We start from the raw sequence: 11,983 nt of genomic DNA on the forward strand, positions 1-11,983 counted from the left end.
GTTCACCGGACGGTGGCGGCAGCCCGGCGGCGTGCGGTGGCCAGTCCGAGAGCGATCATGCCGGCGCCGAGGCCGAGGTGCAGCCAGTTGTCGGCGCTGTTCACCGGGACGAAGTTGGCCGTGGAGTCGTGGCCGATGGCGAGGCCGTAGAGCCACAGCACCAGGTAGATCACCCCGCCCGCGATGAGGAAGGTTCGGGCGCCGCCCGGGGTGCGCGCGAGCGCCAGACCCGCGACGCCGAACGCCAGGTGCACGATGTTGTGCAGGATCGACACGGCGAACACGCCAAGCAGCATCGCGCCCGAGTGGTGCCCGGCGAAGCTGAGCATGTCGTAGTGGGTGGTCAGGCCGGGGATGAAACCGGCGACACCGACGAGCAGGAACACGACGGCCACAGTCGCCGCGATGACTTGACCGGCGGTGCGTGAGCCGGTGACAGTGGTGGATCGGGACATCGGTTTTCCCCTTCGACAAGTGGCAGCGCGGTGGTCCTCGGCCGCATTGGCTCCCACATACCCCGGCGCAGCCGCGTTCAAAGACGGGAACGCCTCGTTTTTGCAACGTTTGGCTGTCACCGGATCGGGTAACTGCGGTGGACCGGACTGCCTCCTCGTCCAGAGCGGGGCGCGGTACGGCGCCGAGCGCAGCTGGGCGCCCCTCGAAGGGAATGAACTCCGATGACGCAGAGCCAGCAGAACTACGCCCGCTGGAGCGGGCGCACCCTCTACGACAGCAACGGTGAGAAGGTCGGTCAGGTCGGCCGGCTGTGGACCGACGACGAGGACGGCCACCCCACCTGGCTGACCGCCCGCACCGGGATGTTCGGCACCGGCGAATCGTTCGTGCCGGTGCAGGGTGTCCGCGACCGCGAGGACGGGAACCTGGAAAGCCGCTACAGCAAGGAAATGATCAAAGACGCCCCGCGCGTCGACCCGGACTCGACACCGCGGGGCGAGCACATCGACCGCGCGGAGGAGGACCGGCTCTACCGCCACTACCAGCTCACCGGCACCGGGCAGAGCGGCACGGCGAGTGGCGGGGACGGGCACGACACGTCCGGGCCGACGACGGACGAGGCGATGACCCGTTCCGAGGAGCGGTTGCGGGTGGGTACCCAGCAGCGCGAGCGTGGCCGCGCCCGTCTGCGCAAGTACGTGGTCACCGAGACCGAACAGGTCGAGGTCCCCGTCAGCCGGGAAGAGGTGCGCGTCGAGCGGGAACCGATCACCGACGCCAACCGCGAGCGGGCGGTCGACGGGCCGGCCATCTCCGACGAGGAACACGAGATGACCCTGCACGAGGAACGCCCCGTCGTGGACACCGAAGCCGTCCCCGTCGAACGGGTCCGGCTGGCCAAGGAGCGGGTCCAGGACACCGAAACCGTCAGCGGCGAAGTCCGCAAGGAGCACATCGAAACCGACACCGACAGCGGCCTCGAAGGCCGCCGCGGATGATCCCGCGTCACGGCGGCCCACCCGGTACCCCGGCCCGATGCGCGGCCGGGGTACCGCCCCGCTTGCCGAGGCCGGTCGGCGATCGAGCGGCGCACACTCAAAGGTTCTTGATATCCGCCAGTCATCCCCGAACGGGGCAACGGAGGGTGAAGACCTTGACAGGTGGACAGAGGTGTGTCTGCGGCATCAGGGGCGAGGGATGGGGTTCTGCCACGTCGAGCGCGCGAGATCGCGCTGTGCGGTCGTGTGCTCGCGACCTGCGACGAACCTAGTTCAACTATTCGTGCCGTGGTGGAGTGGGCGGCGGTGACCGATCGCCGGGGAGGCCGGTTGCAGCCGAAGTGATCGGCCGGGCTAGTTACCCTCGGTCAATTCTGCCGTTCACCCGACCGCTGAGCGCTCCGGTTGAACCGCTCGGCGCGAAGCGCCCGGAGTTGCGAGAGGGGAGCGGTGTAGAGCGGTCAGAATGGGTCCAATCGCACCAGCGCTTGCGCGCTGGTGGAGGAAAGGACGTGGCCCCCTGCGCCAACAGGGGGCCACGTGAGTGTCCATGAATGTCCGCCTAGACAAACGTGAGGACTCGATGACTGTACCGCCCGCTGCTGGCACTCCGCCAGAGAAGGTCCCGCCCCCACGCGTTCGCGTCGTCCTGAACCACACGGACGAGAGCCCTCGGCGTCCGCTGCCGGCGCCTTACCGTCCAGTCGGCTCGAACAAGCAGTCCGGTCCTGGGCGCCATCGCCGGCAGCCCGTGCGCGACGGGTGGTTCTGCCTGGCCGCTCAGGTGTTGAGTGGCTGGTCGACGACCTTGCGGGCCTGTGTCCTGCTGTCGGTCTTCGGGGCGCTGATCGCCGCGATCGTTCTGATGACCGCTCCGGCCATCGGCGCATCCCTGGGAACCGTTGTGGCAGGCCTCGGCGCGCTGACCTTCTGGACAGCTCAGGCTCGTCGGAGCCCGCAGCCGCGCCTGTGACGGCGGGGCGCGGTTCGACCCTCTTCGTGGGACTGGGGCCGGACCGCGCTCCAGTCACGGCGAGCATGTCTGTTTGCCTGCCTGGCGCCAGAAATTGGGGTTCGTCCACTCGGGGGTCTCGGCGCAGTGGCCCCTGGACGGTGACCGGGCCATCTGCGAGGCTGGAAGGTCACGGTGCTCCAGGGGGAGCATGCGCGTCTGCTTCGGGGCAGGAGTCGGCGATGGGTGAACTGGGCATCGATCTGGGCAACTCGAACACCGTCGTCTGCACTCCGAACGACGGGCTGGTCTTCGAAGAACCGTCGGTGATGCTGCTGCGCGACAGCGGCGGACGACGGCCCCGGGTCGCCGCCATCGGGCACGAGGCGCGGGTGATGCTGGGGCGCGCCCCCGCGTCGTTGACGGCGACGAGACCGTTGCGGGACGGCGTGATCACCGACCTGGACACCGCCCACGAGTTCATCCGGGCGATCCTGCGCAAGGTCGCCCGGCACCGCTGGCAGCGGTGGCGCACCCGGGCGGTGATCGGTGTCCCGGTGGGCGCGACCGCGCTCGAGCGCCGGGCCCTGCTGGAGGCGGCGGAGGAGGCCGGGCTGCGCCGGCCGGCGCTGCTGGCGGAACCGATCGCGGGCGCCATCGGGTGCGGGGTCGACCCGCTGGACCGCCGCACCCACCTCGTGGTCGACGTGGGCGGCGGCACGGCGGAGGTCACCGCGTTCTGCTTCGGCGGTGTCCTCGCGCACCGGTCCTGCCGCGTCGCCGGGGACGAGATGACCCTCGCGGTCTACCACCACATCCGCGACGCCCACGGGATCCTCGTCGGTGAGGTGGATGCCGAGGAGATCAAGATCCGGTGCAGCGCGGAGGAGGGGCCGGCGATCGCGGTGTCGGGGCGGGACGCGGCCACGGGACGGCCGCGGGTCGCTTCGGTCCCCGTCGCCGAGATCGAGGCCGCCGTGCGCCCGGTGACGGACTCGATCATCCGGACGCTGGCGTCCTGTCTGGACGACCTCCCGCCGCAGAGCGTGGGGGACGTCCTGTCCGAAGGACTGCTGGCCTTCGGCGGCGGCTCCCTGCAACGCGGCTTCCCCGAGCGGCTCGACGACGCGCTCGGGTTCTCCGTGAAGCCCGCGGAACGGCCGTTGACGTGCGTGGCCGAAGGCGCGGTCGTCGCGTTGCGCAACCGCGCCGTGCTCGACGCCTTCCGGGGCTGGTGACGGGTCAGCCGCCGGCGACCTGCTGCACCGGCGGCGTGGCCAGGATGTCCTGCTGGTGGGCGAAGTAGTAGTCCAGCGCCTGGCGCACCACGGGGCCGGTCCGGGAAGCGCCGTCCCCGTGACCCTGCACCATCGCGGTCACCACGATCGAGGGGGAGTCGAACGGCGCGGCGGCGGTCATCCAGTCGTCGAGCCCGCTGCCCCCGGCGGACGGGTCCTGGGCCGTGCCGGTCTTCGCGCCCACGGGCACGGGCAACGAGTTCAGCTGCGTCGCGGTGCCGGAGGTGACCGCGGCGCGCATGCCCTCGCGGACCGGGCCGAGCAGGCCGGCGAACGGTAGCGGGGTGGTCCGCGGTGCCGGCAGGGCGGTGTAGGTGCCGGACCCGGTCGCCATCCCCAGCCGCGGCGTCACGAGGTTCCCGGTCGCCGCGGCCGCGGTCCACCGGGCGTTCTGCAGCGGGGTCACGGTCAGGTACCCCTGGCCGATGCCGAGGATGACGGTCGACCCGCCGTACCAGGTCCCGCCGGCCTGTGTCACCGACTGGGGCGTGCCGAGGTAGCCCGCGCTCTCGCCGGGCAGGTCGATCCCCGTCGGCTGCCCGACCCCGAACTCGCCGGCGGTGCCCGTCAGCGCGTCCGGTCCGAGTGCGGCGGCGAGCTTGTAGAAGTAGACGTCGTTGGACCACGCGATGGCCTGCACGAGGTTCTGCGGGGGCAGCACCCGCCAGTTGTTGAACGTGTGCCCGCCGAGGGTGAACGAGCCACCGGTCGGGATCACCGCACCGGGGTCCCAGGGGGGAGCCCGCAGGTCCGCAGCGGCGACCACCAGCTTGAAGGTCGACCCGGGCGGCGCGGCGAGCTGGGTGACGTGTTCCAGCGTGGGCTGTCCCGGTGCGCGGGCCGCCGCCTGCAGCGCGGCGGAGTCCACGGGCGGGCCGTAGGCGTTGTTGTCGAACGAGGGCAGGCTCGCCATGGCGAGCACGGCGCCGGTGCGCGGATCCATCGCCACCGCACCGCCGACGGCGCCGTGTGGCTCGGTGGCCAGCGCCCCGGCGAGCGTGCTGGTGAGGTACCGCTGCAACGGCAGGTCCAGCGACAGCCGCAGGTCCGCTCCCGGTACCGGTGCCCGGATCGTGCTCTGGGCGACCGGTTCGCCGACGGGGTCGACCGTGAAGCAGTCCTGGCCGTCGACGCCGCGCAGGACGGCGTCGTAGGACTGCTCGAGTCCCGCGCGGCCGACGATCGCGGTGGGGGAGAGCCCGGGCCAGCGGCGCAGTTCGGTGGGCGTGGCGATGCCGGCGAACCCGAGCATCGGGCCGAGCAGCGCGCCCTCGGGGTAGCGGCGGGCCGGCTTCGGCACGAGCACGACGCCGGGGAGCCCGGCGGCCGCGATCTGCCCCGCGGTCGCGGGCGGCACGTCGGCCAGCGGGGTGGACAGCGTGGTGGCGGGCAGGGTGTCGAGCGTGTGCTGGACGGCGTCGGCGGGCTGCCCGGTCAGGGCGGCCAGGCGGTCCACGTCGGCCGGGCGGCCCCGCAGCAGCGCGGGCACGGCGAGCACGGTCTGGGTGTCGACGCCGGTCGCCAGCGGTGTGCCGTGCCGGTCGGTGATCGTGCCCCGCGGCGCGGGCAGGGTGATGCAGCGGGTCATCTGGGACTGGCCGGCCAGCCGCAGCGCGGCGCCCTGCGTGTTCTGCAGGTTCCACGCGTAGCCGGCGAAGACCAGCAGGAGGCAGGTCAGCGCCAGCGCGGCGAAACGGCCCAGCCGTGGCCGGGCGTGCCGCCACGACGGTGCCGACCACAGCCGCCGCCGGGCGCCGTCACGGCGCACGGCGAGCACGATCCCGAGCGCCACCAGGTGCACGAACACCGCGGTGCCCCCGTAGCTCACGAGCGGGAACGGCACGCCCGCCACCGGCAGCAGGCCGAGGTTGCCCCCCAGCGACACGGCCGCCTCCACACCGATGAGCACGGCGAGCCCGGCGGCGACCAGACCGCCGGCCCGCTCCCGCGGTACGCGCGCGGCCACCGCGAGCCGCCACACCAGCACCAGCGCGGCCGCCACCGCCGCGGCCGCGGCCACCAGGCCCCACTGCTCGGCAAGGCTCGCCAGGGCCAGGTCGGTCTCCCGCTCCGGCAGGTACTCCGCGAGCAGCTGGCGCATCGGGTTGCCCGCCTGACCCAACAGCCCGCCGGAGGCGAGGGCGATGTGGGCCTGGTACACGGCCCAGCCGGTGCCGGAGTTCGCGGGGGTCGCGGCGAGGAACGCCGTGAGGCGGTCGATCTGGTAGGGCCGGAGCAGCCCGACGGCCAGCGGCGCGATCACCAGGGCCCCGCCGAACAGCGGCACCAGGAAGCGCGCCGGGATGCGGCCGAGGATCATCATGGTCGCGGTGAGCACGACCAGCAGCGTGGCCGTGCTCAGGTCCGGTTCCAGCACGGTCAGCCCGATCGGGATGGCCGCGAGGACGAGGGAGAACAGGAACCGCTGCCAGTCCGGGCGGTTCGACCCGGCCACACCGGCCAGCACGATCAGCAGGCCCAGTTTCGCCAGCTCCGAGGGCTGGAAGGTGAATCCGGACAGGGCGATCCAGCGTTGCGCCCCGTTGGCCTCGGAGCCCACCACGAGCACGGCGGCCAGCGCCACGACGGCCACGCCGTAGCAGGCCCAGCCCAGCAGGGTGAGCAGCCGCGCCCGGATGCGCCAGAACACCACCAGCCCGGCCACCCCGGCGAGCACGACGACGGCCTGGTGGTCGGCCAGGGGCAGGCCGCCGACCGCGTAGAGGTTGAGGATGCCCAGCCCGGCCAGGACGAGCAGCGCGAGGACCGCGGCCAGGTCGAACGCCCCCGCCGGCACCCGGGGCAGGCGCAGCCGGGGCCAGGGACGGCGCCGGCGCAGGCGATGGCGCCGGGAGCGTCCCGGTCCGTTGGGCCCGCCTCCTTCGAGTGTCAGCACGACGGACTCCCCACGATCAAGGGTGGGCTGCTCGCGCGCCCCGGCGAGCCGGTCACCGCGAACACCGCGACCGTCCGCGCGGCCGGCAGGGGCACTTCGGTGACCACGTTGAGCCGCGTGTCCTGGGCGGCGGCGGCGAGTTTCCCGCCCGGCGCGGTGGTTTGCGCCCCGGTGCAGCGGTCGACGATCATGACGTCCCAGGCGAGCGTGAGGGCGTCGTGCGGGGGCGTGAGGTCCACCTGCAACCGGACCTGGCAGGACTGTCCGGGCGCGCAGAGCACGAGCGGGCGGAGGTCGAGGCCGCCCACCGGGGTGGACGACGGCGGCGCCGGCGCGGCGACCGGTCGCGGCGGGACGGTGGTCGGCGCGGACGCCTCGGGCGCGGCACGACCGGCGTCGAGCAGAACGCGCAGGTCGTTGCTGAGCCGGTCGTGCAGCAGCAGCCATTCGAGCAGGACGGCGGCGGCCAGCGCGGCCAGCGCGGCCAGACCGCGCCACAGCGGCCGCAGGCCCGCTCGCGGGCGGCGGGGCACGGGCACCAGGGGTGCGCGTGCCGGCGGGGTCGCGGCGGGCTCGGGCCGTCGCCCCAGGGCGGCGTTCACGAGGACCGCGACCTCGGCGGCCACGCGCTCCGGATCGGGCCCGGCCAGCCGGGAAGCCACCTCGGGCGCCGCCGCGCCCGCCGCGATGTCCCGGGCCGCGTCACGCAGGGTACGGCGAGCCCGTTCGTCGCTTCGGACGTTGTCCGCCAACAAGGTCAGCAGTGCGGCGAGGCCGGAGCGGTCGAGCGGGCCGGGCGGACCGGTGGTCAGCACCTCGCCGTGGTGGTCGACCAGGACCGATGCCGCCGGCCCGGCGACCGGTGCCCGGCCGAGTGCTGTGACGATTCCGTGGGCGAGGAAGAGCGCCTGCTCGCCCGTGACATCACCGACGCGCAGCAGCCGCCGCACCGTGAGAGTCCCCGTGGGGTGCGCGATCTCCGCCCGCTGGACCATCCCCGTTACCTCCCCGCACCGTCCAGTTTCGCCCGGATGCCGCAGAGGGCAAGGCTTTCGGGGGCCAGCGGCGCCCGATCGTTATTGAGGAGGCCGGCGAGTGCTCCCTGATCAAGGCGCGGGGCGGTCGTCCACCCGCTCGCCGATCACCAGTGTGGGGGACAGGCGGCGGACGTCCTTTCCGGACGGTGCGGGCCGTGCGCGGGCGAGGTCAGCCGCAGTGTGATCAGCTCCGGCTCGGCCGGTGCTGGGCAGCATCCCCCGGCGCGGCCCCCGTGACCCACTGCTGCACGCCGTCGCGACCGGCCCGGTCCTGCACCACTCCGCACCGGGCACGACACCGTCTTCCTCGAGCGTCGCTCACCGGTCAACCGGCCGCTCCGGGCTCGGGCGCCCCGTCCGTTCCCAGCCAGGCGAGCGCGGCGACGGTCATCGCGCTGACGCCGGTGTCGAGCGTCGGCTGGATGACGGGTGCGAACCTCGGGCTGTGGTTGACCGGGATGTCGCGGGCGAGCGTGCCCCGCTTCTCGGCGTCGGCGTACTCGGCCGGGTCGATGCCGCCGAACCCCCAGTAGGTGAACGGCGCGCCGAACGCCCGCGGGATCTGGCTCATGTCCTCGCTCGCGGTCTGCCGCTCGATGGTGTGGGACTCGTCGAAGTACCGGGCGAACGCGGCCGCGACCCGCGCGGTGGGTTCCTCGTCGTTGATCGTCGGCGGGAAGGAGGTGATCCGCTTGATCTCCGGGGGTTGCGGGGACCCGGACGCCGCGCATTCGGCTCGCACGATCCGCTCGACGGCCTCCAGCACGTGGGTGCGCGTCGCGTCGTCGTAGGTGCGCACGTTGAGCTGGATCACCGCGCTGTCCGGGATGATGTTGGGCCCGGACCCGGCGTGGATGCTGCCGACGGTGAGCACCGCGGGGGTGGTGGCGGCCAGCTCCCGGGCGACGACGGTCTGCAGGCGCACGACGATCATCGCGGCCATTACCACGGGATCCACGGCCGCTTCGGGCTTCGAGCCGTGCGCGCCGCGGCCGTGGACGGTCACCTCGAGACTGTCCGCGGCCGACAGGAACGAGCCCGCGCGGGTGCCGACGTACCCGGCGGGGTAGGGCAGGACGTGCTGGGCCAGCACGACATCGGGCGTGGGTGCCCGGCCGGTCAGCCCGTCGCCGATCATGGTGTCGGCGCCGTCGCCGTTCTCCTCCGACGGCTGGAACAGCGCCACGAACGTGCCCCGCCAGGCGTCCCCGGCTCCGGCGAGCAGCCGCGCGCACCCGGTCAGCGCGGCCACGTGCATGTCGTGCCCGCAGGCGTGCATGACCGGCTGGTCGCCGTCGGTGACCGTCGACGCGTACGGCAACCCGGTCGCTTCCCGCACGGGCAGGGCGTCCATGTCCGCACGGGCCATCACCACCGGCCCGGCGCCGTTGGCCAGGACCCCGACCACCCCGGTGCCGCCGATGCCCTCGGTGACGTCGTAGCCGGACTCGCGCAACGCCCGGGCGGCCTTGGCGGCGGTGCGGTGCTCCCGCAGGCCCAGTTCCGGGTGCCGGTGCAGATCCCGGTAGAGCTCCTCGAGATCGTCCCGGACGTCGGCCAGGCCGGCGAGGACCTGATGAACGCTCATCACGACTCCTCGGCCGGTGTCAACCGGTATCGAGTCTAGGAGGGTCTCGGCGCGGCCGCCCGGTGGCCGTCCTGCGTAGGGTGCCGGGTATGGCGGCGATCGAGACGATCACCCAGGTGACGCGCTACCTCGACCTGGCGGGGGTGTTCGCGTGCGCGATGCTCGGCGGGGCCATCGCGCGCGTCGAGCGGCTGGACCTGTTCGGGTTCCTCGTGGTGGGCAGCGTGTCCGGGCTCGGCGGCGGCGTCATCCGCGACACGCTCCTGCAACACGGCACGCCGGTCGCGCTGACCGACTACGCCTACCTGACGACCGCGCTGGCCGGCGCGCTGCTGTCGTTCGTGATCTCGATCAGCGAGAGCGCGTGGGACAAGCTGTTCACGGCTCTGGACGCGGCGGTGATCGGGTTCTGGGCGGTCACCGGGGCGCAGAAGACGCTCGCCGCCGGGTTGGGCTGGCTGCCGGCGATCCTGCTGGGCACGACGTCGGCCGTGGGCGGCGGGGCGCTGCGGGACATCTTGTTGCGGCGGGTGCCGGCCGTGTTCGGCGGCACCCCGCTGTACGGCACGGTCGCGGCGGCCGTCGCGGCCACCATGGTGATCTGCACCGACCTGGGCGTCCCGCTGGTGGGCATCGTGGTCGGCGTCGTGGGCGCCCTGCTGTTCCGCGTGGCCGCCGTCAGGTTCGGGTGGAACCTGCCCAACGGGCTGGAGTGGCAGCCGCACTCCCGGCTGGCGAGCGCGTGGCGCAACCGCCGCCAGCGCCGCAACCCGCCCCAGGACGGCACCAGCTGACCGGGGGTGCCAGGCGGCGCCCGTCACCGCTCGGAGGCGTTGTCCCTGCGGTGATCACCGGGGATGATCACCTCCTCGGTGCCCAGCCGGTGCTGGACCACGAGGGCCACCTGCCCCGTGCGCAGTGTGTTGAACCCCTTCCCGACGGAAACCTGGCGGGCCCGGCGTGCGGCGATCTCCTCTGCGGCCGACGACCCCGGCCGGGTACCCGCCGGAGGCCGGGTGCTGGAACCGGCGCCCCCGGTGGCGGGGGCGCCGTGTCGCCCGCCGACGATGGTCACTGTCGTCGTCGCAATCTCCGGTGTGCCCGACCGGTTCCGCGATGTGCGGGAACCGGCAGCACCGCCGGCAACGCGGCGCTCGGACCTACCGCGCGCGTTCGAGGACGAAGTCGTACCGGGCCAGCAGGCCACCGTCGCCCCGCGGCTGCGGGTCGAGGACGAGCTCGGGTTTGGTGGCGCGGGCCACGTCGTCATCGAGCCAGTCGCCGCCTTCGAAGTACAACTGGGTGGTGATCCGGCGATAACCCGGGGCGCGCACGATCAGGTGCAGGTGCGCCGGCCGCCAGGGGTGCCAGCCCGCCGCCTCGATGAGCTCGCCGGTCGGACCGTCGGTCGGGATCTGGTACGGGGCCGGCTTGATCGTGCTGATCTCGAACCGGCCCTGTCCGTCGCAGACCACGACCCCGCGCAGGTTCCCCTCCGGGACGTGCGCGGCGAACCCGCTGTAGTACCCCTCGTCGTCGGCGTGCCAGATGTCCAGCTCGGCTCCCGGGACCGGGTCGCCGTCGAGGTCCCGAACCTGACCGGTGAACACGAGCGGAACGCCCTTCTCGCCGGGGCGCATGGGCAGCTGCGTCACCGACGGCAGCTTCGGCCGGCCGGGCAGGTAGTACGGCCCCAGGATGCTTCCCTTGGTGCCGTTGCGCTCCTCCGATGCGACCTCCTCCACGACGTGCTCGACGAACACGTCCAGCAGCAGCGGCCACTCGCCGCCCTCGCCGACCTCGATCAGCCACTGCTTGGCGGCCTGGAACTCCGGGTAGGTCACCTTCTTCGCGCGGATGGCGGCGTGTACCCCGTCGAGCACCGCCGACACGACATCGCTGGTCCGTTCCGCGGAGACCGCCGGCGTGGCGTGGTCCTCGGTGCGTGCGGAACGGAAGACCTGCGTGGCGGAGGCGCCGGCGCCGGCGGCGGTCGGCGGGTGTTCGGTGGCGGTCATCGGATGCTCCCTCCGTGGCGGGTTGTCCGCCGGACAGTCGCACGACCCCGTGAACCCGGCGGAAACGCGCGACGGGCGGTGCTTTCGGTCCGGTTCACGGGAATGCCGGATTCTCGTGGGCGACCGGGCAGGGCCGGACGTGAGGAGTGCGTGATGGACAGGACCGAGTTCCGGCGGGTGGCCGGCCACTTCGCCAGCGGTGTCACGGTGGTGACCGCGCGGCACGACGGTGCCGACTACGGCATCACCCTCAGTGCGATGTCCTCGTTGAGCCTGGATCCGCCGATGGCGCTCATCTGCGTGAACCGGTCGGTTCCCTCGCACGACGCGATCAAGGCCAGCGGCGTGTTCGTCGCGCACGTGCTGGCCCGGCACCAGAAGGGTCTCGCGAGCCAGTTCTCCCGGCCCGCCACCGACAAGTTCTCGGGTGTCGAGTGCACCCGCAGCGCTGCCGGGCCGCTCGTCATCGCCCGGACCCTCGCACATTTCGTGTGCCGGGTCGCGCACACCGTTCCCGGCGGCACGCACACCGTGTTCCTGAGCGACGTCCTGTCGGCGGAAACAGCGTCGGGGCTGGAGCCGTTGATCTACTACCGCGGCGGTTTCGGCCGCCTCACCGAGGAGGCGGACGTCACCGCCCCGCGGGCCTACGTTCCGGCCGAACACGAGGACGATCTCGTCGGGGCCGGGGTCACGCCGGCGCCGTTCCGCCTCGGGTCCTTCTACCTCTCCTGACGCGC

General features: G+C 73.0%; 10 protein-coding genes. 4 read left to right on the top strand and 6 right to left on the bottom strand.

What is annotated here, in order from left to right; translation table 11 throughout:
* Positions 1 to 2: 2 nt before the first annotated feature.
* Positions 3 to 455: a DUF4383 domain-containing protein gene (locus FB470_RS22315; protein ID WP_306994452.1), complete on the bottom strand. Its 453-nt coding sequence runs from the start codon at positions 453 to 455 to the stop codon at positions 3 to 5.
* A gap of 222 nt (positions 456 to 677) precedes the next feature.
* Here FB470_RS22315 and FB470_RS22320 point away from each other — a divergent pair, with 222 nt between their 5' ends.
* Positions 678 to 1,454 (top strand): PRC and DUF2382 domain-containing protein, encoded by a 777-nt coding sequence (locus FB470_RS22320; protein WP_306994453.1) that lies wholly within the window; start codon positions 678 to 680, stop codon positions 1,452 to 1,454.
* Between the two features lie 1,194 nt (positions 1,455 to 2,648).
* On the top strand, positions 2,649 to 3,644 hold the full coding sequence (locus FB470_RS22325; protein ID WP_306994455.1) for a rod shape-determining protein: 996 nt from the start codon (positions 2,649 to 2,651) through the stop codon (positions 3,642 to 3,644).
* Between the two features lie 4 nt (positions 3,645 to 3,648).
* On the opposite strand, the gene FB470_RS22330 is transcribed toward FB470_RS22325, so the two are convergent.
* The 3 genes from FB470_RS22330 to FB470_RS22340 form a co-directional block, all read right to left on the bottom strand.
* Entirely contained in the window at positions 3,649 to 6,600 is a 2,952-nt protein-coding gene (locus FB470_RS22330; RefSeq protein ID WP_306994457.1) for an FtsW/RodA/SpoVE family cell cycle protein, read from the bottom strand.
* Positions 6,594 to 7,595, bottom strand: coding sequence for a hypothetical protein (locus tag FB470_RS22335; RefSeq protein WP_306994459.1), 1,002 nt, complete (start codon positions 7,593 to 7,595; stop codon positions 6,594 to 6,596). Before FB470_RS22335 ends, FB470_RS22330 begins: the two co-directional genes overlap by 7 nt.
* A gap of 367 nt (positions 7,596 to 7,962) precedes the next feature.
* Positions 7,963 to 9,225 carry an amidohydrolase gene (locus tag FB470_RS22340; RefSeq protein ID WP_306994461.1) on the bottom strand — a complete coding sequence of 421 codons (1,263 nt, stop codon included), beginning with the start codon at positions 9,223 to 9,225 and terminating at the stop codon, positions 7,963 to 7,965.
* Between the two features lie 89 nt (positions 9,226 to 9,314).
* On the opposite strand from FB470_RS22340, the gene FB470_RS22345 reads away from it, so the two are divergent.
* Positions 9,315 to 10,019 carry a trimeric intracellular cation channel family protein gene (locus FB470_RS22345; RefSeq protein WP_306994463.1) on the top strand — a complete coding sequence of 235 codons (705 nt, stop codon included), beginning with the start codon at positions 9,315 to 9,317 and terminating at the stop codon, positions 10,017 to 10,019.
* Between the two features lie 23 nt (positions 10,020 to 10,042).
* On the opposite strand, the gene FB470_RS22350 is transcribed toward FB470_RS22345, so the two are convergent.
* The gene (locus FB470_RS22350; protein ID WP_306994465.1) at positions 10,043 to 10,300 is read right to left on the bottom strand and encodes a hypothetical protein; all 258 of its coding nucleotides are present in this window, start codon (positions 10,298 to 10,300) and stop codon (positions 10,043 to 10,045) included.
* Positions 10,301 to 10,385: 85 nt separating this feature from the next.
* A complete protein-coding gene (gene catA, locus FB470_RS22355) occupies positions 10,386 to 11,243 on the bottom strand; it encodes a catechol 1,2-dioxygenase (RefSeq protein ID WP_306994467.1) in 858 nt (285 codons plus the stop codon).
* 153 nt (positions 11,244 to 11,396) lie between these two features.
* Between catA and FB470_RS22360 the strand changes: the two genes are divergently transcribed.
* Positions 11,397 to 11,978: a flavin reductase family protein gene (locus FB470_RS22360; RefSeq protein WP_306994468.1), complete on the top strand. Its 582-nt coding sequence runs from the start codon at positions 11,397 to 11,399 to the stop codon at positions 11,976 to 11,978.
* Positions 11,979 to 11,983 lie beyond the last annotated feature (5 nt).

The organism is Amycolatopsis thermophila, from assembly GCF_030814215.1.
Lineage (GTDB): Bacteria > Actinomycetota > Actinomycetes > Mycobacteriales > Pseudonocardiaceae > Amycolatopsis_E > Amycolatopsis_E thermophila.